19 protein-coding genes are annotated in these 20,184 nt (G+C 56.4%); 13 read left to right on the top strand and 6 right to left on the bottom strand.

Annotated features, from left to right (window positions below; genetic code table 11):
• Positions 1-2 precede the first annotated feature (2 nt).
• Together RN347_RS15380 and gabT are read left to right on the top strand one after the other, a co-directional pair.
• Positions 3-1,454 carry an NAD-dependent succinate-semialdehyde dehydrogenase gene (locus RN347_RS15380; protein WP_311958843.1) on the top strand — a complete coding sequence of 484 codons (1,452 nt, stop codon included), beginning with the start codon at positions 3-5 and terminating at the stop codon, positions 1,452-1,454.
• An 11-nt stretch (positions 1,455-1,465) separates the two neighbouring features.
• Positions 1,466-2,737, top strand: a complete 1,272-nt coding sequence (gene gabT / locus RN347_RS15375) for a 4-aminobutyrate--2-oxoglutarate transaminase (RefSeq protein ID WP_311958842.1) — start codon at positions 1,466-1,468, stop codon at positions 2,735-2,737.
• A 198-nt stretch (positions 2,738-2,935) separates the two neighbouring features.
• Here gabT and RN347_RS15370 read toward each other — a convergent pair whose 3' ends face one another.
• On the bottom strand, positions 2,936-3,739 hold the full coding sequence (locus RN347_RS15370; protein WP_311958841.1) for an SDR family NAD(P)-dependent oxidoreductase: 804 nt from the start codon (positions 3,737-3,739) through the stop codon (positions 2,936-2,938).
• Between the two features lie 83 nt (positions 3,740-3,822).
• Positions 3,823-4,827: a DctP family TRAP transporter solute-binding subunit gene (locus RN347_RS15365; RefSeq protein ID WP_311958840.1), complete on the bottom strand. Its 1,005-nt coding sequence runs from the start codon at positions 4,825-4,827 to the stop codon at positions 3,823-3,825.
• 362 nt (positions 4,828-5,189) lie between these two features.
• Between RN347_RS15365 and RN347_RS15360 the strand changes: the two genes are divergently transcribed.
• The 3 genes from RN347_RS15360 to RN347_RS15350 are packed head-to-tail and all read left to right on the top strand — an operon-like array spanning position 5,190 to position 8,029.
• Positions 5,190-6,194 carry a DctP family TRAP transporter solute-binding subunit gene (locus RN347_RS15360; protein ID WP_311958839.1) on the top strand — a complete coding sequence of 335 codons (1,005 nt, stop codon included), beginning with the start codon at positions 5,190-5,192 and terminating at the stop codon, positions 6,192-6,194.
• A 39-nt stretch (positions 6,195-6,233) separates the two neighbouring features.
• Positions 6,234-6,707, top strand: a complete 474-nt coding sequence (locus tag RN347_RS15355; RefSeq protein ID WP_311958838.1) for a TRAP transporter small permease subunit — start codon at positions 6,234-6,236, stop codon at positions 6,705-6,707.
• Positions 6,707-8,029, top strand: a complete 1,323-nt coding sequence (locus RN347_RS15350; protein WP_311958837.1) for a TRAP transporter large permease — start codon at positions 6,707-6,709, stop codon at positions 8,027-8,029. Before RN347_RS15355 ends, RN347_RS15350 begins: the two co-directional genes overlap by 1 nt.
• Positions 8,030-8,159: 130 nt before the next feature.
• On the opposite strand, the gene RN347_RS15345 is transcribed toward RN347_RS15350, so the two are convergent.
• Entirely contained in the window at positions 8,160-8,942 is a 783-nt protein-coding gene (locus RN347_RS15345) for an IclR family transcriptional regulator (protein ID WP_311958836.1), read from the bottom strand.
• 139 nt (positions 8,943-9,081) lie between these two features.
• Here RN347_RS15345 and RN347_RS15340 point away from each other — a divergent pair, with 139 nt between their 5' ends.
• The 8 genes from RN347_RS15340 (at position 9,082) to RN347_RS15305 (ending at position 18,028) form a co-directional block, all read left to right on the top strand.
• Entirely contained in the window at positions 9,082-10,251 is a 1,170-nt protein-coding gene (locus RN347_RS15340; protein ID WP_311958835.1) for an acetyl-CoA acetyltransferase, read from the top strand.
• Complete coding sequence (locus RN347_RS15335) at positions 10,248-11,861, top strand: acyl-CoA synthetase (protein ID WP_311958834.1); 1,614 nt, start codon at positions 10,248-10,250, stop codon at positions 11,859-11,861. The genes RN347_RS15340 and RN347_RS15335 overlap by 4 nt, the downstream gene beginning before the upstream one ends.
• Complete coding sequence (locus RN347_RS15330; RefSeq protein ID WP_311958833.1) at positions 11,858-12,403, top strand: PCC domain-containing protein; 546 nt, start codon at positions 11,858-11,860, stop codon at positions 12,401-12,403. Before RN347_RS15335 ends, RN347_RS15330 begins: the two co-directional genes overlap by 4 nt.
• 1 nt (position 12,404) lies before the next feature.
• Positions 12,405-12,827 carry a DNA-binding protein gene (locus tag RN347_RS15325; RefSeq protein ID WP_311958832.1) on the top strand — a complete coding sequence of 141 codons (423 nt, stop codon included), beginning with the start codon at positions 12,405-12,407 and terminating at the stop codon, positions 12,825-12,827.
• A 78-nt stretch (positions 12,828-12,905) separates the two neighbouring features.
• Positions 12,906-13,655: an SDR family NAD(P)-dependent oxidoreductase gene (locus RN347_RS15320; RefSeq protein ID WP_311958831.1), complete on the top strand. Its 750-nt coding sequence runs from the start codon at positions 12,906-12,908 to the stop codon at positions 13,653-13,655.
• A 685-nt stretch (positions 13,656-14,340) separates the two neighbouring features.
• Positions 14,341-15,603, top strand: a complete 1,263-nt coding sequence (locus tag RN347_RS15315; protein ID WP_311958830.1) for a sodium:proton antiporter — start codon at positions 14,341-14,343, stop codon at positions 15,601-15,603.
• Between the two features lie 129 nt (positions 15,604-15,732).
• A complete protein-coding gene (locus RN347_RS15310) occupies positions 15,733-17,622 on the top strand; it encodes a diguanylate cyclase (protein ID WP_311958829.1) in 1,890 nt (629 codons plus the stop codon).
• Positions 17,623-17,707: 85 nt separating this feature from the next.
• A complete protein-coding gene (locus RN347_RS15305; RefSeq protein ID WP_311958828.1) occupies positions 17,708-18,028 on the top strand; it encodes a carboxymuconolactone decarboxylase family protein in 321 nt (106 codons plus the stop codon).
• Positions 18,029-18,035: 7 nt separating this feature from the next.
• On the opposite strand, the gene RN347_RS15300 is transcribed toward RN347_RS15305, so the two are convergent.
• The 3 genes from RN347_RS15300 to RN347_RS15290 form a co-directional block, all read right to left on the bottom strand.
• Positions 18,036-18,389, bottom strand: a complete 354-nt coding sequence (locus tag RN347_RS15300; RefSeq protein WP_311958827.1) for a DUF488 family protein — start codon at positions 18,387-18,389, stop codon at positions 18,036-18,038.
• Positions 18,390-18,430: 41 nt separating this feature from the next.
• Positions 18,431-19,603, bottom strand: coding sequence for an NO-inducible flavohemoprotein (hmpA, locus tag RN347_RS15295; RefSeq protein WP_311958826.1), 1,173 nt, complete (start codon positions 19,601-19,603; stop codon positions 18,431-18,433).
• Between the two features lie 123 nt (positions 19,604-19,726).
• Positions 19,727-20,173, bottom strand: a complete 447-nt coding sequence (locus RN347_RS15290; protein WP_311958825.1) for an Rrf2 family transcriptional regulator — start codon at positions 20,171-20,173, stop codon at positions 19,727-19,729.
• Between the last annotated feature and the right edge of the window lie 11 nt (positions 20,174-20,184).

The following is a 20,184-nucleotide window of genomic DNA, read 5'->3' as shown; positions in this document are numbered from 1 at the left end:
TCATGAGCTTTATCGATCAATGGTTGAACGACAGCGTCCCGGCGCTCATCGGCGGGCAGTGGCGCAAGGGTGAGTCAACCTTCGCCGTCGACAACCCGGCCACCGGTGAGACCATCGCCCGCGTCGCGGAGCTTGGCGGTCGCGACACCGAAGAGGCCGTCGCGGCGGCGTATGAAGCCGGCCCCGCCTGGCGCGCCACCCCGGTCAAGGAGCGCGCGAAGATTCTGCGCCGCTGGTTCGAGCTGATCATCGAGCATACCGACGACCTGGCCCGACTAATGACCCTCGAGCAGGGCAAGCCGCTGGCCGAGGCGAAAGGCGAAGTGGGTTACGGTGCCTCGTTCATCGAGTTCTTCGCCGAAGAAGCCAAGCGCATGGCCGGCGAAACCCTGCCAGGCCACGCCGCCGACAAGCGGATTCTGGTCACGCGCGAGCCGGTCGGCGTGGTGGCCGCCATCACGCCCTGGAACTTCCCGCTGGCGATGATCACCCGCAAGTGCGCTCCGGCGCTGGCCGCTGGCTGCACCGTCGTGATCAAGCCCGCCGAAGCCACGCCGCTGACGGCACTCGCCGCGGCGTACCTTGGAATTGAGGCGGGGCTGCCCGCCGGCACCATCAACGTGGTCACCGCCAGTCACCCCGCCGAGGTGGGCGAGGTGCTGACCACGGATTCGCGCGTGCGCAAGGTGTCGTTTACCGGCTCCACGCCGGTCGGCAAACGCCTGCTCGCCCAGTGCGCCAGCACGGTCAAGAAGACCGCCATGGAGCTGGGCGGCAACGCGCCGTTCATCGTCTTCGATGACGCGGATCTCGACGCCGCGGTCGACGGCGCCATCGCCTCGAAATTCCGTAACGCCGGGCAAACCTGTGTCTGCACCAACCGCTTTCTGGTCCAGGACGGCGTGTACGACGCTTTCGTCGAAAAGCTCGCCGCCCGCGTTCAGGCACTGAAGGTCGGCGACGGCCTCGAGGAGGGAAGCGTCATCGGCCCGCTGATCAACCAGGCGGCGGTCGACAAGGTGCAGCGCCACGTCAGCGACGCCCAGGGCAAGGGTGCTCGCGTGGTGTGTGGCGGAAGCGTGAGTGAGGCCGGCGAGCGTTTCTACACGCCCACGGTGCTGGCGGACGTGACCACCGAGATGGTCGTGGCCTTTGAAGAGACCTTCGGCCCGGTCGCGCCGGTGTTTCGCTTCGAGCGCGACGAAGAGGCGATTGCCATGGCCAATGACACGCCGTTTGGCCTGGCCGCCTACTTCTACGCCACCGACTACCGCCGCATCTGGCGCACCATGGAGGCGCTCGAATACGGCATGGTCGGCGTCAACGAAGGGCTGATCTCCACCGAGCTTGCGCCCTTTGGCGGCGTGAAGGAGTCCGGGCTTGGCCGTGAAGGCTCGCACCACGGGCTCGATGAGTTTACCGAACTGAAATACGTCTGCGTCGGCGGTCTATAAGAGGAGTTGAAATGACGAACCACGAGTTGAACGAGCTGAAGAACCGCTTTGTCGCCAAGGGCGCCGCGACCCCGACCGCCCAGTTTGCCGAGCGCGCAGAAAATGCCGAAATCTGGGACGCTGACGGCCAGCGCTGGATCGACTTCGCCGGCGGCATCGGCGTGTTGAACCTGGGCCACCGCCACCCGAAAATCGTGGCCGCCGTTGAAGCGCAGCTCAAGAAGGTGATGCACACCAGTGCGGCGGTGATCTCCTACGCGCCCTACGTGCAGCTTTGCCAGAAGCTTTGCGAGCTGACTCCGGTACGCGGGCCCGAGCGCAAGGCGATGCTGGTCAACACCGGCGCCGAGGCGCTGGAAAACGCGGTGAAGATCGCCCGCGCCGCCACTGGCCGCACCGGTATCATCACGTTTGATGGCGCCTTCCACGGGCGCACCATGATGACGCTGGCCATGACCGGCAAGGTGCTGCCCTACAAGAACGACTTCGGCCCGATGCCCGGCGACGTCTTCCGCGCGCCGTTCCCGAACCCGATCCACGGCATCAGCGAAGAGGCCTCATTGGAGGCCCTTCGCACGCTGTTCAAGACCGACATCGCCCCGCACCGCACTGCGGCCATCGTGATCGAGCCGGTCCAGGGCGAAGGCGGCTTCTACATCGCTTCACCGGAGTACCTGCAAGCGCTTCGCGCGCTGTGCGACGAGCACGGCATTTTGTTGATCGCCGACGAAGTGCAGTCCGGCTTCGCGCGTACCGGTAAGCTGTTTGCGCTGGAACACAGCGGTGTCGAAGCGGATCTTCTGACCACCGCCAAGAGCCTGGCCAACGGCATGCCGCTCTCCGCGGTCGTGGGAACCGCTGCCGTCATGGACGCCTCCGGCCCCAATTCGCTCGGCGGTACCTACAGCGGAAACCCCTTGGCCTGCGCGGCGGCGCTGGCGGTGATCGAGACGATCGAAGAAGAGAACATCCTCGCGCGCAGCGAGCAGATGGGCCGCATGCTCGCCGAGCGCTTTGCGGTGTGGGAAGCGCGCTTTGCTCACGTGGCCCACGGCCGCCAGCTGGGCGCGATGGCCGCGTTCGAGCTCGTCGATGAAAACGGCAAGCCCGACCCCGCCGCCACTGCGGTACTCTGCGCCAAGGCGCGCGAGCAGGGCCTGATCCTGTTGTCGTGTGGTTTCTACGGCAACAGCATCCGCATCCTGGTGCCGCTAACGGTATCGAGTGACGTGCTGGAAGAGGGCCTCTCCATCATCGAGAAAGGGCTGGAAGTGTTGGGCTAAGATCGTCTCAGCAGCATTGAGCTCACCCTCGTAAAATAGCGGACGCTGTTAACGAGGGTGAGCTTTTCGAGTCGGCGTGGTGTTTTCATACACGGCCGGTAACGGTGCCGCTGTGTTAGAATACGAGCAGAGGCCTTAGGCAAAAGGGGGGGCAACCACCAGATATGGCAATCCCTTGGGTTTTTACGCGTGCTTGTTTTACGGGCGTACGGCCCCTAGCGACAGACCTCCATCGACTACCAGACGCGTGCCGGTGACGTAACGAGACATATCGGAGGCCAGAAACAGCGACGCATTGGCGATGTCCCAAGCATCACCCATGAATCCCATCGGGCACTGTTTGTTGCGTTGCGCTCGCATCTCTTCGACATTCCCTCCATAAGCAGCTGTTAATGGTGAGTAAATCATGGGCGTATCCATTAACCCCGGTAGGATACAGTTGGCCCGGATGCCGTAAGGAGCATACTGAGCAGCCAAATTTTCAGTAAATCCAAGAATAGCTGCTTTTGAAGTCGTATAGGCTGAGTAAGGAAAGCCTATCCAGCGTAGCGCAGCGATCGAAGAAATATTGATAATGCTGCCAGCACGCTGCTTTGTCATGATGGGGAGCACATGCTTGCAAGTTAAAAACACGCTCGTCTGGTTGACGCGTATCAATCGCTCCCACTCCTCCTCGGTCGTCTCTTCTGGGCCGCCGGTGAACGAAATACCCACGTTATTATGCAGTACGTCGATACCACCGTAATGATCCATGGCGGCCTCGGTCAGATCCGCTACGTCACTTGATAGTGTGACATCCGCAGCTGCTACTTCACAGATACCGCCCGCTTCACGAATTAGGCGCTGGGTCTCTTCGGCAGCGGCTCGATCTCGATCAATTGCCAGCACTCGAGCACCCTCTTGAGCATACAGGAAGGCGGCCGCCTTGCCGTTACCCCACCCCTCTCCACATGAACCTGCTCCAATGACTACCACACGCTTGTCTTGCATTAAGGCTTTCATCAAACTCTCCCCGAGGCGTTAGCAGCAGACGTGCTAACGGAGTCAACTAACGTTAATTTACTCTCCTAATACGCCCCGTCGTGTTATTGCAACCGTTCAATGGCTTCTTGGAAAACCTCGACCAGAGGTGGGCCAATTCGCTCGGTCCACTTGTCAAAGGAGGCGCGTGTTGCCTCGCGAAACGCTAGCATCTCTGCTTGATTAGGAGTGTAAATTTCCATCCCCCTCTCTTCGAGCAAACTGTTACCTTCGGCGGTAAGTTCTCGCGTGAGATTCTTTTGGTAAGCCATGGCTTGCTCAGCAGCATTTTTCATAACCAGTTGCATTTCGTCGTCCCAGCTCTCCCAAAGGTTTTGGCTAACGGCCAGAAAGGCGGGATCGTAGGAGTAATGCCACTCAGTCAGGTAGTCCTGCACTTCATAAATGCGCTGGGGCACAATTACAGCTCCAACGGGGTTTTCCTGTCCGTCAACGACACCTTGCTGTAACGCCGGGAACGTTTCTGTCCACTGGATTTGCTGCGGGTTAGCACCAAGGTCGTTCAAGATATCGATGAACATGGGGCCGGCAACGCGAACCTTCATGCCCTCCAAATCGCTTGGAGACTTGACAGGGTGAACGCTGTTGGTGAGCTCGCGGAAGCCGCTTTCACCCCAGCCGAGCACGATCAATCCATGCTGCGACATGATCTCTTCTATTCTGCGCACTGGCTCGCCGTTTAGCGTGGCATCGACTTCTTCATAGCCGCTGTAGAGATAGGGGAGGGAGAAGACGGACATTTCTGGAATGAGGGGTGAGATAGAAATTGCCGTCGACAGTACGAAGTCTATATCACCACGACCAACCATTTCGGCTTGTCTTAACTGGTCGCCGCCCGCTAATACCGCATTGGCGAAAACGTTAACGGTCATGTCGCCACCGGTCGCTTCTGCGACCAACTCGGCAAATCGTACACCTCCTTGAGTGCGGCTGGTGGCTTCACTGGTTTCGCTGGAAAGCCGTAATGTATCGGCTTGAGCGGCGGCCGCGGTGATAGCTGTGATGCATAAGTAAGCTGGCAACGCTACTTTCTTTATTTTAAGTGCCATAAGAATCTCGTTTTTGTTGTGGCGGAGTCAATTTATAGGATTAGGTGAGTTTGAAAAATAGTCTTTTAAAATCTGATGAGCAATGCAACTAAAGAATAAAAGTTCCATATAGTGGTTTTTTGCAGTTGTCGAAGCCGCAATGTGGACGCTTTTTCCAATTTTTAAAAAAAAGATATTTTAATAAAAAAACTAATGAAATTAGTAATCTATAAAAACTTAGTGATCATGCCTTGAGTCATTCAACTATTGTCTTATAGCGCTCGGTTTGTCGCTACGTCACTCTTGATAAATAATATTTAATAAAATTCCATATAGTGAAATATTGGTAAGACACCTAAAACAATATAAAAGCGAGGCTCGCCATGCGAACAAAACACCTGATGCCCATCCTGCTGTCTATCAGCAGCTTTTCAATCTTCTCCGTGGCGCATGCGGAAACATACCGGCTGACGCATAATACTTCTAATGAAACCTCTTGGCAGAAAGGCGCCGAAAAATTCCACGAGATTCTGAATGAAGCATCGGAGGGTCAGCTAGGCATTAAGGTTTTCCCCAATGCCGTTCTCTCGGGTGGTGATCAAATGAGACAGGCGGAAATGGTGGGTCGAGGGGATCTGGATTTTTTAATCACTTCAGCAATCAATGTGACGCCGCTAATTCCCGAAATGGCGGTCTTTTCACTGCCATATCTGTTTTCCGACTACTCGCAAGTCGATGCTGCCATACAGGGTGAGCCCGGCGAGCAAGTCAAGGCCATTGTCGAAAATCACGGTATCGAAGTGCTGGCTTGGGGGGAGAATGGTTTTCGTGAGCTGACCAACAGCGTTCGTCCCATCGAGGCGCCTGAGGATCTGAGGGGGATGAAGGTTCGTGTCGCGGGTCCCATGTATATCGATGTCTTCGAGGCGCTAGGCGCTAACCCGCAGCAAATCCAGTGGACCGAGACGTTCTCGGCGTTGCAGCAAGGCGTGGTCGATGGTCAAGAGAATCCAGTTGGCTCGATCATCGTGCCCCAGCGTGTCTATGAGGTGCAGGAGTATCTGACCGAATGGCATTACTCTTATGACCCCATTTTCATCGGTGTTAGCAAGCGGCTGTGGGATAGCTGGGATGACGAGACTCGCGTGATCGTTGAGGAGGCTGCCAATGAAGCCATGCAGTATCAAGTCACCGTATCACGCGACGCTACCGCGTCGGGTATCGATACGCTGCAACAAAATGGTATGCAGATTACGACGCTATCAGAGGAGCAGCTACAGGCATTTCGTGATGTCACTCAGCCTGTTTACGAGCGTTGGTCCTCGAGGGTAGGTGAAGACTTGGTTAGGTCATTCGAAGACGCTATCGAGAACATGTCTGCACAATAAACAGCTAATGAAAAAAGTCTAGGCTAGGAGATATTGAGCATGAAGCTTCTCTGGCGTCACTTCGAAGAAGTCATATGTGTTGTCGTCTTTTTATGCATGACGTTCCTAGGCTTCGTTAATGTTGTCGTAAGAAATTTGACAAATTTTTCCATGGCTTCGAGTCAAGAGCTGGTCGTGAATGGCATGGTGCTACTGACCGTATTCGGAGGTGCCATCGCGGCTAGGCATGGTCAGCACCTGGCCGTAACGGTGCTTTACGATAGTGTGCCGCGTTACTTGAAAAAGGCGCTAGTAATCCTGTCGACGCTATTGATCATGACAACCCTGCTGCTCTGCAGCAGGTTTACCTACAGTTTGCTCGTCAATCAATACGGTAGTGGCGTCGTCTCAAGCGCCTTGCAGGTCCCGCAGTGGTATTACACGTTGATCGTGCCGTTTGGTTTTTTGATGTTGCTCATTCGTCAGATTGAGTTGGCCGTGGTTGAGTTCCGGCAATTGGGGGAACAAGAATAATGATGGAGCTAACAACCGGTACCCAGATGATCATCGTGTTTTTTGTACTTGTGCTGCTGCGCGTTCCTGTTGCTTTTAGCTTGGCACTGTCTGCGATGTATGCCATGTACCAGATGGGGTTTGGGTTCAATATGGTGGGCGATCTGATCATCACGGGAATTGCCAAGTACTCGTTACTGGCAATTCCCTTTTTTATCCTGGCTGGAAACATCATGGGGATTACGGGCATTGCCGGGAAGATGATCCATTTTTTTCGTGTTCTGGTGGGCAGTTTGCCCGGTGGAATGGGGTTGGTAGGTACGGTGGTGTGTTTGTTCTGGGGGGCAGTAAGCGGTTCTGGTCCGGCGTCGGTGGCCGCCATCGGCCCATTAATCATCCGTGGCATGGTCGCCGATGGCTACTCTCGTCCGTTTGCGGCCGGGTTGGTCTGTACAGGTGCTGCCTTGTCATTAATCATTCCGCCTTCGATCGGATTGGTCATCTACGGCATTCTGGCTCAAACGTCGATCGCAGACCTCTTTCTTGCCTCGGTCGTTCCCGGTTTGGTGTTGGGTACTTTGATGTTATGTGCATTACCTTTTGCCAAGTGGGTACCGCCAAGTGAAAAACCTTCCTCAGGAGATGTGTTCCTGCATTTTGACGACTCGGCATCTGATACGGCGCTCCCTTATGGGAAGCGTTTGGGCAAGGCGTTTATAAACGCATTTTGGGGGTTGTTCACTCCTGTGGTGATTCTCGGCGGTATTTATGGTGGTATTTTTACGCCGACCGAGGCGGCGATCGTGGCGAGCGTTTACGCTATGCTCGTTGGTTTTGTCATCTATCGTACGTTGACGTTGAGGTCGTTGTTCGACAGCGTTGTTCAGTCGGCAAGTTCATCGGCCGTAGTAATGCTCGTGGTCGCGTTTGCGAGTCTGTTCGGGTGGGTCGTCGTCGTCGATGGTTTGGTCAGCGACTATGCGGATGCGCTGCTCGGCATCAGCGATAATGCATGGGCCATAGTCTTGGTTATGATGTTAATCGTTTTGCTGACAGGCATGTTCATGGATGCCATTACAATCATGTTTATTACGCTACCGATTTTTCTACCAGTGACGGTCAGTCTTGGTCTCGATCTTACTTGGTTCGGTGTTGCGCTTATGACTGCGTTGTCGATTGGTTTGATTACGCCGCCTGTAGGCATCAACTTGTTCGTCGCCGCCAATATCACCAAGCTGCCACTAGGGAAGATTGCTGTAGGGGTCTTGCCTTTCCTAGTGGCCGCGTTAGTTGGCTTGCTCTTGATTATTTACGTACCCAGCCTATCTTTGTTCTTACTGTAATCTGGCCTTTCAAAGAGGGCGGGATGGTGGCGAGGATGGCGGGTGGCGTTCTCAGTGTTATGAAACAAGTGCAGCAGTGCGCCCCAGTCATCTTATGCTTATATGTCATGGATGGTGGAGCGCGCCGCTCTTAATTGCGCATTTTTTGAGCCGCATGAATTTTACGTTCTAACGCGGCGGCCTCCCGCACTAGCTGAGGCCCTAGTTCTTCTTGGCGCTCCGGCTGGAGGCGGCTGCCGATGGCGGCAATGGTCAATGCCCCGATGATGCTTCCTTCGCTGTCACGTATGGCTGCGCCAAGTCCCCAAGAGTCCGCAACGACCGAGCCACGATTGATGCCGTAGCCCAGCATCCTGCACTCGGCGATATGCGACCACTTGTTCTCTGGAAGATCATGCGGAAAATGCTTGGCGCACTCTGCGGCCGTTGCGGCCAGACATCGCTCTATTTCATCGTCGTCGAGGCCGGCAAGCATGGCAATCCCTCCTCCGCCTATTCCCAGCGGCAGACGCGTACCTGGCTGTAGCACATGGGTTTTGATGGGGTAGGTCCCGTCTTCTCGAAGGAGGCAGAGGGTGTGCCATTCGCTGCGGATCGAGAAGAATGCGCTATCCCCACATTCCGCTGCAATCCGCGAGACAGGGCCGGAAGCGATACGGGCAAGGCCATAACGCTGGTCGGCAATAACGCCTAGTCCATAGCATTCAGGTCCTAATACATAGCCCTCGCTAGGCGTTTTTTCGACGACGCCTTCCGCAATCAATGCCTGCAATAGACGATGAGCCGTTGGCTTTGCCAGCCCGGTGCGTTGGGTGACATACGCCAGCGTCACCCCTCTGCCGAGTCCGCTGGCAATGGCCCGCAATACTTGAAACGTGCGTGAGACTGATTGTGCTCCTTTAACAGATGACATTGCTGCAATCCTTATGTTCCATAATGTGGTCTAGTAAATTAGTTTATATATCGATATTTGAGTTGAAACCCGAAATATCGAAGGATAGTGTTTATATAGGGTTCTTTATAAGTATCATAATACGGAATGCGGGATTGATATGTCCAATAGAGCACAGATCGTGGGATGGTCGCACCTGCCTTTTGGCAAACGCGATGAGGTCGATACCGAGGGTATGATTGCCCAAGTAACGCGCGATGCAATCGATCACGCTGGGGTGTTCGCTAAAGATATTGACGGCATCTACTTGGGTGTAATGAACAACGGTTTTTCAAAGCAAGACTTTCAGGCTGGTTTAGTGGCTTTAGTAGACCCCGCCCTTTCTCATACACCAGCGACGCGTGTTGAGAACGCCTGCGCCACTGGCTCGGCAGCTTTACACGCCGCGATGGATTTCGTCGAAGCGGGCAGAGGGCGCATCGCGCTGGTTGTTGGCGCGGAAAAAATGACCGGGCTGCCAACACGCGATGTGGGGGATATTTTGCTTGGTGCCAGTTACCGTAAGGAAGAAATGACTGAAAGTGGTTTTCCCGGCGTTTTTGGGCATATTGCTGACGAGTATTTTTCCCGTTACGGCGACCGTCGTGAAGAGTTAGCGATGATTGCTGCCAAGAACCATAAGAACGGTGTCGCTAATCCCTATGCGCATGTACGCAAGGATCTGGGTTTTGAACTCTGTAATAGTGTTAGCGAGAAGAATCCGATTGTGGCAGGTCCGCTACGTCGTACCGACTGTTCGATGGTTTCTGATGGGGCGGCTGCCCTTGTGATCGCCGATGAGGCGACCGCGCGTACTCTAAAACGCGCCATTGCCTTCCGAGCACGTGCTCATGTCAACGATATCATGCCTCTCAGTCGCCGTGATCCGCTCGCATTTGCTGGTGCTGCGCAGGCATGGCGCGCGGCACTTACAACCGCGCAAGTGGGGCTCGACGATCTCAGTTTTGTAGAAACGCACGACTGTTTCACGATCGCCGAGTTGATCGAGTACGAGGCGATGGGGCTAGTGCCTCCTGGAGAGGGGTATCGCGCGATACGCGAAGGATGGACACACAAGGACGGCAAACTGCCGGTCAATCCTTCTGGAGGCCTTAAAGCTAAAGGTCATCCTGTCGGAGCAACTGGTGTATCCATGCATGTCATGGCTTGCCTGCAACTGATGGGCGAAGCAGGGGACATGCAAATTCCTGATGCCCGCTTGGCAGGGGTATTCAATATGGGCGGAGCCGCGGTTGCTAACTATGTGAGTATCATGGAGAGAAGCCAGTGAACCAATCCAAACAAGCTCCAGCTGGCGGCGTCATCCCTACTAGCAAGCGTGTGATGAACATTGCCAATTTCCTGACCCAAGCAGCACGACGCTTTCCAAATGAAGACGCCCTAGTAATGGGGGAAAAAACGCTCTCATGGCAATCGCTCGATCAGCGTGTCAGTGCCTTGGCCTTGGCGCTTCAGGCAAAGGGGATTCAGAAAGGAGATCGTATTCTCGTCCATAGTCGTAATGGATTCGAGATGATCGAGACTCAGCTCGCAGCATTTAGGTTAGGGGCCGTATGGGCACCAGCGAACTTTCGTATCGCTCCTGACGATGTGGTATGGCTGGCGGAGTTGACTCAAGCGAAGATACTCATTGTCGGCGCAGAGTTCGAAGCCCACTACTCCGCTCTCGCGACCTCCCACCATGCGCTCACCCATACCGTACGCGTTGGTCCTGGTTCGTTTGGCGATGTGACGTATGATGACTTTTTGCATCAGTATTTAGGGCAAACGTGCCTTAACGTCGACGTAGAACATGACGACCCTTGCTGGTTTTTCTTTACTTCCGGCACGACGGGGCGTTCGAAAGCTGCCGTGTTGACACATGGTCAAATGGGCTTCATCACGACGAACCATTTGTGTGACCTGATGCCGGGCACTGAACAAGCCAATGACGCCAGCTTGGTGGTCGCGCCTCTCTCGCACGGTTCCGGCATCCACTACCTGACACAGCTCGCACGCGGCGTCAAAACGGTGTTGCCGAGCGGGCAGGGGTTTGACGTGGAAGAAATTTATGGCCTGATTCAGCATCACCGCATCACTAACCTGTTCACGGTTCCGACGATCGTTAATATGCTGGTCGAGGATCCGGCTGTCGACCGTTACGACCACTCGTCTTTACGCTATGTCATCTACGCAGGCGCTCCCATGTACCGGGCCGATCAAAAGGTCGCGCTCGAAAAACTTGGCAACGTATTGGTGCAGTACTACGGCCTAGGAGAAGTGACGGGCAATATCACGGTGCTGCCAAGCGCGCTGCACAGCGTACGTGATGACGATATGAAACCAGGTTCTTGTGGCTATGATCGTACTGCCATGCAGGTCTCCATTCAGGACAGTGCGGGCAACGAACTCCCGCCTTATGAAAGTGGCGAAATCTGTGTTTGCGGCTTGGGTGTATTTGCTGGCTACTACGCCAACCCCGAAGCTAATGAGAAATCTTTTCGTAACGGCTGGTTCCTTACAGGTGACCTTGGCCATATCGATGATGAGGGTTTTCTATATATAACGGGGCGCGCGTCGGACATGTTCATCTCGGGCGGCTCCAATATCTATCCGCGTGAGATCGAAGAGAAAATGTTGACCCACCCCGATGTTCGGGAGGTCGCAGTGGTCGGTATGCCTGACGAACGCTGGGGAGAAATAGGCGTGGCTGCCGTCGTGCTAGCTGAAGACAGATGCCTGGATGCCGAGACGCTCCGCGAGTGGGTCAAGTCCTGCGTCGCAAGCTACAAAGTACCGCGCCGGTACCACTTTTTCGACACCCTGCCCAAATCGAACTACGGCAAGATTACCAAGAAGATTATCCGGCAAGCCATAGAGGATAGGGAGCGCACGTCATGACACGTATGTCACTTAAAGGCTTGCATCGTCCACGTTTGATGCGACACGCCGGCAGTTTCAATCCGGTTCGTATTCAAAGCATGCATCATCAGAGTGGACGTCACATTCGGTTACAGCTCGAGCCCGGGCGTACGCTGCATGACGCCCTGGTAGAACCGTTGCTGACATTGGGAGTGACCAGCGCTTCGACAACTATCCTTAGCGGTTACTTTAGCCATCTGGAATACTGCGTTGCACCACCAGACCCCTCCGGAAATGCCGTCATTGCCTACTCACGTCCTATCGACGCTGGTGCGGGGTTCATGGTGTTTGGTAATGCTACGTTAGGTAAGGACATGCAGAACCAGCCGCTCGTGCATTGCCACGCGACGTTGTGTACTGAAGTCGGCACAGCCAAAGGCGGCCACATTTTACCTAAAGCCTCTATCGTTGGTCCTGCCCCCATTTCGGTGCTTGTAACGGCAATTGATGGCTTCGAGTTACGTCAAGCATTCGATGAGGAGACCAATATTCCTCTATTGAAACCCTATAAGGAGTCGTGACATGACATCTCATATCGCTAATACCCAAAAGGCAGGCGAATTGGTCAAGGTCGAAACCGGCCGTATGGGGCGAGTGGCCTATGCGCGCATCGCCCCTAATGAAGACCTGGTTCAAGGAATAGAGAAGCTATGCTTGGCCGAAGGTTTTCAGAACGCATTCGTGCGCGGTGGGCTTGGTAGTCTTGTTGATGCCTGTCTGGGAACGCTCGATGGCGGCTATCAAGAGATCAATGGCCCCGCGGTAGAAGTGGTAAGTATGGCCGGTGAGGTGCGCTCCCTTGCCGAGGGTACGCTCAGCGCGTCGCTGGCCGGCATCGTGGCCGATACAGACGGAAACGTCTATGGCGGGCCTTTTTTGGCAGGCTGGAACCCGGTGTGCATGACGTTTGAAGTGACCCTCGAAGAGTGGTTGCCCGATAACTGATCGGCCGGCTCTGTTCAACAAGGAGCACTATTCCCCATTAAAACGATCAACAATAACCAATAAGGGTTAATGATGAACATGGACTCACAACCTGCAGTGGTCATTACCGGAGGCGCCTCCGGCATTGGGTTCGCCGTAGCACGTCAACAGCTCGCCCTAGGGGTGGCTGTCTGCCTATTGGATCTGTCAAGCGAGAAGTTGTCTGAGGCCTGTCGAGAACTCGGCATCGCCGATGAAAATGGCCAAGTATGCGATATTACCCAAGAGGCTTCCGTCGAATCAGCCATATGGGACTTCTCGGCTCGCCACATGCTGGGTGGCTTGGTCAACTGTGCGGGGATCGGCATGGATTGCCTGATGGCCGAAACCGATGTTGATGCATTCCGTAAGATCCTCGATATCAATGTCATTGGCACCTTCATTACATCACGAACCTTGGTGCGCTATTGGTTGGATAAGAAGCTTCCAGGAGCGATCGTCAATATTTCGTCCGTATCTGGTTTGTGTGGTAATAAAGGGCGTAGCGCTTACGGGGCTTCCAAAGCGGGGCAGAATGCTCTCACTTGGGTAATGGGTAATGAGCTGGGAAGCCATGATATCCGCGTTAATGCGGTTGCTCCGGGGCCAGTCGATACGCCGTTGGCACAAGCTATGCACACGTCCGAGGTGCGAGAACAGTGGCATGCTCGAGTACCGATGAAGCGCTATGGTACGCCTGAGGAAATCGCCTCGGTCGTCGCTTTTCTGCTTTCTCAAGAGTCTCGCTACGTTAATGGTCAAGTTCTGGCTGTGGATGGCGGCTTCATCAACGCTGGCTTGTTTCGCTGACTGTCAATGATACTGTCCGGTTAGGATGCCCTCCAGTTTAAGTATGGAGGGTCGCTAGAAACGGATATGACAATGGACTTGCCCACACTCATGAAACAACAAAGCTGCAGATAGTGAGCGGGCCCCGCTTTTTACTGCGCCGAGCAGACAGGTGGCCTAAACAAACGTATTGAGCGTTGGGCAAACGTCGCATTGTACTGGGCATCTTTTACCGTAGCTCACAGTTTTCGGCATCATTGGTAATAAAGCATTGTATTAAAGCGTCCCTTGGCTATTAGCAGGTATGCCTATCTGTGTTCAATATCGCTCTGACGAGCGCCATCGATATCGTCCAGCTGTTTCACTACGTACTCAATCTGGACGAGGTCGACCGAGTGCGAACCTTCGGAACGGCCGGCTTGAACCGTATGTGGTCTCAATTCCGAGACGATGATCCGGTGCTCGAACTGCCAATGTACGAAGGCCGCCTAGACCCCTACAAGTGGGCACATCGCGCGTAACGCCTTTGTTAAAAGGTGAGCTTGCGCCCATCGTGGTGGTATCGATAGCCCGCCCCCACCGCAAGCGTTTGCCTGCGGCGGGGGCGGGCCTCGCTTTTTAAGGTTATATTAGTGCTCCTGAAAATGACGCCCGGCCGGGCGTCATTTTATGGGATCGTCACCGTTTTAAATCCCCGGGAGCCCCGATGAGCCTGTTTTCTCTGGTGAGCGTACTGATCACGCTCGCCGCCGTATCGAGCTACTTTAATTACCGCTATATCAAGCTGCCGACGACGATCGGCGTCATGCTGGTCGCGCTACTGGGCTCGCTCGCGCTGATTTTGATCAGCCCCTATAACGACGGCCTTCGCGATGAAGCCACCGCTCTGGTGGCGCGCATCGACTTCGACCAGGTAGTGCTGCACGGGCTGCTGGCGTTTTTGCTGTTCGCCGCCGCCATTCACGTCAAGTTCGACCATTTGCGCCGGGAGTGGCTGCCCATCGGGCTACTCGCCGTGGTGGGCACGCTGATGTCCACGTTCATCGTGGGAACGCTTGCCTGGTGGATACTCGGCTGGATGGGGCTCGGAATTCCTTTCATGCACGCGCTTCTGTTCGGTGCGCTGATCTCACCGACCGACCCCATTGCGGTGGTCGCGATCATGAAATCCGTCGGTGTCTCGCAGCAGCTCGAAAGCCAGATCAGCGGAGAGTCGCTGTTCAACGACGGCCTGGGCGTGGTGGTGTTCATGGTGCTGTTACAGCTCGCAGGGCTCGACGGGGCACAGCAGGGCTCGCACCTTGGCTCGCCGATCGACGCGGCGGCGGTCGGCTTTTTACTGCTCAAGGAGGTGGGCGGGGCGCTGCTTTTGGCGTGCGCCGTGGGCTATACCACCCACCAGATGCTCAAGCGCGTCGATAACTATCAGGTCGAGGTGCTGATCACCCTGGCGCTCGCCATGGGGCTTTACGCCCTGGCAGACGGCCTGCACTTGTCCGCGCCCATCGCCGTGGTGATCGCGGGGCTGTTCGTGGGCAACCACGGACGACAGTTCGCGATGTCGGATGAAACCCGCGAAAACGTCGATACCTTCTGGGAGCTGATCGACGAGATACTCAACGTGGTGCTGTTCTTCTTGATCGGCCTGGAGCTTTTGATTCTGCCCATCGAGCGCGCCTGGCTGTTGGCCGGCGCGCTGATGATTCCTGTCGTGGTCGGCGCGCGCGGCTTCTGCGTCTCCTTGATCATGGGTATGCTCAAGCGGGTCAGAGAGCAATCGCCCGGGACGATCCGGATTCTCACCTGGGGCGGGCTGCGTGGTGGTATTTCGGTGGCCATGGCGCTGTCGCTGCCCGAGGGCGATCTGAGAAACCTGGTGCTGACGCTGACCTATTGCGTGGTGGTGTTCTCGATCGTGGTGCAGGGGCTGACCATGGGCAAAGTGATCCGCTGGAGCAGCCGCGGGTGAACCCATCCAATTCGGGATCGAGATAAGGAGCCTCTACAACGGTTGACTCTCATACCCGGCGCCTTGCAAGCCTCAAGGCAGACGTCGAGCCGCCGATAGGTAATTAACTTCTATCGATAGGGCTGGCGAATGCAGCGATTACTCATCGGGCTTGTGTTGGCGCTGGCCGTCGTGTTGATTGGCTATGTCAGTCTTTATTCTATCCATGCGACCAATAAAGGGTTCGATCCCCAAACCCTGATGGGCACCCTGACAGATGAGCTGGAGTATCGAGTAGATACCGACGCACATCGCTTTTTTGATGCAGCAGACGCCGCTCGGGCCGCTACATGGCACCGTAATCAAAAACCGACGCTTAACCTTGGGAGTGAGCCTAATGGCGCTTGGGTGCGCTTTCGAGTGGATAACACCACATCGGCACCCTTACAGCGCCTGCTCTTGATTGGCTGGAACTACAACCTGGTCGAAGCGTGGGTGCTCGATCGAACAAGTGGTCAGTGGTCGCCTTCCGTTCGCACAGGCAATTTCGTCGAGCCTGCTCGCCGAGACGTCGCAAGCCCCCTGCTGGCCTTACCCATCACATTGCCTTCGGGCCAGGCCGACGTTTACTTGCGCCTTGAAACCCAGCTGCCTTTGATTCTGCCCCTGCGGATGGTTGATCTGGAAACGTTCAATCGTGAAGCGCTTTATGACTACCTGAGCATGGGGGCTTTTTTCGGAGCCCTGCTGGTAATGATGCTTTATAGCGCCTCATTGTTTGTCTTCATTCGCGATAGTTCCTATATCTATTATTGCTGTTACCTGGCGGCGGCGACCCTCTACGTGGGCAGTACTTACAACTATGGTTCCTATTTTTTCTGGTTCGAGTGGAAGTGGCTTAATACACGAGTAGGTTTTTTTTCAGTTGGTTTAACGTTTTTAGCGGCCGGTCTTTTTGAACGACAATTCCTGAATATAAAGCGTGAAGGGGCTTGGCTGCTGGGTGCTGCCAATATACTTATTTTGTATTGGTTCTGCGTCGTTCTGGCGTCATTGCTGTTCCCTAATCACGTCCATGAGCTCTTCATAGAGGAGGCGGGAGCCCTTTCATGTGTTGTGGCGTTGGCCGTTGCGTTCATCGTATGGCAACGGGGCAATGTCTCTGCCGGTTACTATTTCATAGCGTGGACGTGTTTGATGACCTCCACGTTTTTTCTGGTTCTAGCGACGGGGGGAGTGATACCCATGAATACCTCCATACGCTCTGCCCAACTGCTTGGCTTTATACTGGAGTTTCTACTGCTATCGATTGCCTTGGCAGAGCGTATCAGTCGCGAAAAAGCGTCCCGACTGGAGGCTCAAAATGCACTTTTATCGGTGCAAGAGCAAAACAATAGGGTGCTTGAAAAGCAGGTTGCTCTGCGCACTCGCCAACTGGAGAAAGCCAACCGGGAACTGTTGAAGTTGAGCAGTACCGACCCGCTCACTGAACTCGACAATCGCCGTGGCTTTGAAGATAAATTTATTGAAGCACTTCAGCGCAGCCTCGAAAAGCGCGCTCCGTTGGCGTTTTTGATGATCGATATCGATCACTTCAAAGCGATCAACGATACCCATGGCCATAACGTCGGCGATGAGTGCCTGGCGCAGGTGGGTAAAACGCTTGGAAGCTACTGCCAAGACGACACTGCGTTTGCCGGTCGCTTGGGCGGGGAAGAGTTCGCCATCGTTTTTTTCGACCTTTTTACCGACAAGGCGGAGGCAATGGCCGAACGGATTCGAACGGCTATCGCAGATTTGACCGTTGCAACGGCCAGAGAAGAGATTCAGTTAACGGTTAGCATCGGTGTGGCCACAGGGCTGGCCCATATCGACGACCGCATGCCTGCCTTTGCCGAAGCGGCCGACAAAGCGCTTTACCAGGCAAAGAAGCAGGGGCGTAACCGTGTTGTGCTGTCGCCACGCCAAAAGACACACGAGCGACCACGGCAGTGCGACAGCGCACCTGACATGGAGGCGCTTGGCCTGCCTACGCAGTAAGTCTGAGGCATCGAGCATCGGCCTGCTGGCATCAATGAACCGGGCTCCTATACTGAGCGCATACCTACTTTCGAGGATGCGCGCCATGAAACCAGAAAAACTGCCCTCCGGCGCCGGTGACGTGGCTGGCGAATACCCCGAGGTGTGGAGCGCCTATGCCGCACTCGGCAAGGCGTGTTCGGAGTCGGGGCCTTTGGAGGCGCGAAGCCGCCGGCTAGTCAAGCTGGCGCTGGCCGTCGGTAACCGCTCCGAAGGCGCGGTGCACTCCCACGTGCGCCGTGGGCTCGAAGAGGGCATCAGCGCCGAGGAACTCAAGCAGGTGGCAATGCTGGCGGTGCCGACCATCGGCTTTCCCGCTGCCGTAGCGGCGCTGACCTGGATCACCGATATCACCGACGCGAACTGATCCGCCGCTAGCCCAGCATGTTCAGGTACTGGCGCACCACCACGGCGTTGTTGGTGCGCGTCTCTTTCGAGGCGAACACCAGCGTCACCGTTTCCCGCTTTGCGCGCTGAGCAAGCGATTTGAGCGCTTCCCGATGCTCGGTCAGCTCCTTGAGGTAGCGCGTTCGAAACGCCCCCCAGCCGAGCGAGCCGTCGTGAAACGCCTCGCGCAGCTCACGGCTGGGCGCGATCTCCTTCGGCCATTCGTCGATGTGGGCGTGCTGCTTTTTGACGCCGCGCGGCCAGAGGCCATCCACCAGCACGCGGTAGCCATCCTCTTTCTGCGGCGCATCGAAGGCGCGTTTGAGTGCGATCCTTGCCATGTTGCCTCCCTGGTAGATAAAGGCTGATTGCGTGCCTAGCGTCAGGCGGCCACCAGCGGTCTGGCCGGGCCGAAGTGCTCGAAGTGGCGGTGGCTATCATCAATGCCCAGCCCCGCCAGCGCGGTGTCCACGGCGGCCATGAAGCCCTGCGGGCCGACGAAGTAGCAGCGCGCCCTGGGCCCCGGCAGGTAGCGGGCCAGCAGGTCACGATCGATCCAGCCGATGTGCTCGACCCCTTCACCGCGTTCGAGCACGTTGACCACCGTGAGCTGCTCCGGGTAGTCGCGCTTGAGCGCTTTGACGTCGTCGCCAAACGCGTGGTGGTCGCGGTCGATCGCAGCGTGCAGGTACACCACGCGGCGGCCCTCGGTCAGCGCCTGGCGGGCGATGGGTAGAAGCGGCGTCTGGCCCACGCCGCCGCTGGCCAGCAGCAGCGGCTCGCTTCCTTCGATGAGCGTCAGATCGCCGGCCGGTGGCAAAAGCTCCAGGGTGTCGCCCACCGCTAACACATCGTGGAAGTGACGGCTGACGCGGCCCTGCTCCTCACGTTTGATGGAGATCCGGTAGCTTCTGCCGTTGGGCAAATCCGATAGGCTGTAGTGGCGATAAACCGGCTCGCCGTCGATCATCACGCGCACACCAATGTACTGGCCGGGCTCATGGGCTGCCACGGGGCCGCCATCCTCGGGCTCGAAAACGAACGACCGGATGACCGAGCTCTCCTGGTGGGTGCGGGCGATTTTGAAGCGCCGCGCGCCGCGCCAGCCGCCGGGGCGGCTTTCGAACTCGCGGTAGCGCTGATCTTCCAGATCGATCAGAAGGGCGGCCAGCTCATTGTAGAGCGCGCCCCAGGCATCGGCGATCTCCGGGGTGAGTGCGTCTCCCAGCACTTCGCCGATCGCCGCCATCAGGCACTCGCCGACGATCGGGTAGTGCTCGGGCAGAATGTTCAGCGAGACGTGCTTGCTGACCACGATATCCAGCGCCGCCCGCGCCTGGGCCAGGTTGCCCCGGAGCTGAACGTAGGCGAGCACCGCGCCGGCCAGCGCCCGCGGCTGGCTGCCATTTTGCTGATGCACCTCGTTGAACAGCACCTTGACCTCCGGATAGCGTTCGAACATCAGCGGGTAGAACCGACTGGTGATGGCGTTGAGATGCTCGGCAACGACGGGGGCGGTGGCGTCGATCAGCGCTTCCTGCTCGTGGCTCAACATGGCGTGCTCCTCATAAGATGTATTTAAAATATATCTTATAAGGCGTGCCAACAAAGCTCAACGCATGACGCGGTCCGGCGCTTGATCCAGATCAAGGACCGGCGCATTAGCCAAAGGGTGGGTTCAAACGTGGGTAGCGGGAATGCGTAGCAGCCCGGCGAGTTCCGCCGCGTGGCCATCGAGCACATCGGCCAGGGTGTAGCGGTCGAGCACGGCGAGAAAGGCGGCGAGCGCCTCGCCCAGAATGGGTCTGAGCCGGCACGCCGGGGTGATCGTGCAGCCGTTGCCCTGTTGAAAGCACTCGACCAGACCCATGTCCTGCTCGGTATCGCGAACGAGTGCCCCAAGCCCGATGGTGGCAGGATCCTTGGCCAGCAACAGCCCGCCGTTTTTACCGCGAATCGCGGTGACGTAGCCTTTTTGGGCCAGCTCGTGAACCACCTTCATCAGATGATTGCGCGAGATATCGAAGGCTTCGGCGATTTCACCGATCGTCGCGCGCGTCTCACCCTTGACGGCCAGATAGATCAATACGCGAATCGAGTAGTCGGTGAACCGGGTTAGCTGCATGGCGGGCGCCT

The organism is Halomonas sp. PAMB 3264, assembly GCF_031954245.1.
In the GTDB taxonomy this organism is placed as follows: domain Bacteria; phylum Pseudomonadota; class Gammaproteobacteria; order Pseudomonadales; family Halomonadaceae; genus Vreelandella.
The sequence above is the reverse complement of the archived record's forward strand: the minus strand, read 5'-3'. Positions and strand labels throughout refer to the sequence as shown.

Excerpts from the sequence above, each read along its gene's own strand:
- RN347_RS15330 (WP_311958833.1), top strand. The coding sequence starts at position 11,858 with ATGACACGTATGTCACTTAAAGGCTTGCATCGTCCACGTTTGATGCGA.
- RN347_RS15380 (WP_311958843.1), top strand. The coding sequence starts at position 3 with ATGAGCTTTATCGATCAATGGTTGAACGACAGCGTCCCGGCGCTCATC.
- RN347_RS15300 (WP_311958827.1), bottom strand. The coding sequence starts at position 18,389 with ATGGCAAGGATCGCACTCAAACGCGCCTTCGATGCGCCGCAGAAAGAG.
- hmpA (WP_311958826.1), bottom strand. The coding sequence starts at position 19,603 with ATGTTGAGCCACGAGCAGGAAGCGCTGATCGACGCCACCGCCCCCGTC.
- RN347_RS15305 (WP_311958828.1), top strand. The coding sequence starts at position 17,708 with ATGAAACCAGAAAAACTGCCCTCCGGCGCCGGTGACGTGGCTGGCGAA.
- RN347_RS15290 (WP_311958825.1), bottom strand. The coding sequence starts at position 20,173 with ATGCAGCTAACCCGGTTCACCGACTACTCGATTCGCGTATTGATCTAT.
- RN347_RS15360 (WP_311958839.1), top strand. The coding sequence starts at position 5,190 with ATGCGAACAAAACACCTGATGCCCATCCTGCTGTCTATCAGCAGCTTT.
- gabT (WP_311958842.1), top strand. The coding sequence starts at position 1,466 with ATGACGAACCACGAGTTGAACGAGCTGAAGAACCGCTTTGTCGCCAAG.
- RN347_RS15325 (WP_311958832.1), top strand. The coding sequence starts at position 12,405 with ATGACATCTCATATCGCTAATACCCAAAAGGCAGGCGAATTGGTCAAG.
- RN347_RS15370 (WP_311958841.1), bottom strand. The coding sequence starts at position 3,739 with ATGAAAGCCTTAATGCAAGACAAGCGTGTGGTAGTCATTGGAGCAGGT.
- RN347_RS15315 (WP_311958830.1), top strand. The coding sequence starts at position 14,341 with ATGAGCCTGTTTTCTCTGGTGAGCGTACTGATCACGCTCGCCGCCGTA.
- RN347_RS15320 (WP_311958831.1), top strand. The coding sequence starts at position 12,906 with ATGGACTCACAACCTGCAGTGGTCATTACCGGAGGCGCCTCCGGCATT.
- RN347_RS15340 (WP_311958835.1), top strand. The coding sequence starts at position 9,082 with ATGTCCAATAGAGCACAGATCGTGGGATGGTCGCACCTGCCTTTTGGC.
- RN347_RS15350 (WP_311958837.1), top strand. The coding sequence starts at position 6,707 with ATGATGGAGCTAACAACCGGTACCCAGATGATCATCGTGTTTTTTGTA.
- RN347_RS15310 (WP_311958829.1), top strand. The coding sequence starts at position 15,733 with ATGCAGCGATTACTCATCGGGCTTGTGTTGGCGCTGGCCGTCGTGTTG.
- RN347_RS15355 (WP_311958838.1), top strand. The coding sequence starts at position 6,234 with ATGAAGCTTCTCTGGCGTCACTTCGAAGAAGTCATATGTGTTGTCGTC.
- RN347_RS15365 (WP_311958840.1), bottom strand. The coding sequence starts at position 4,827 with ATGGCACTTAAAATAAAGAAAGTAGCGTTGCCAGCTTACTTATGCATC.
- RN347_RS15345 (WP_311958836.1), bottom strand. The coding sequence starts at position 8,942 with ATGTCATCTGTTAAAGGAGCACAATCAGTCTCACGCACGTTTCAAGTA.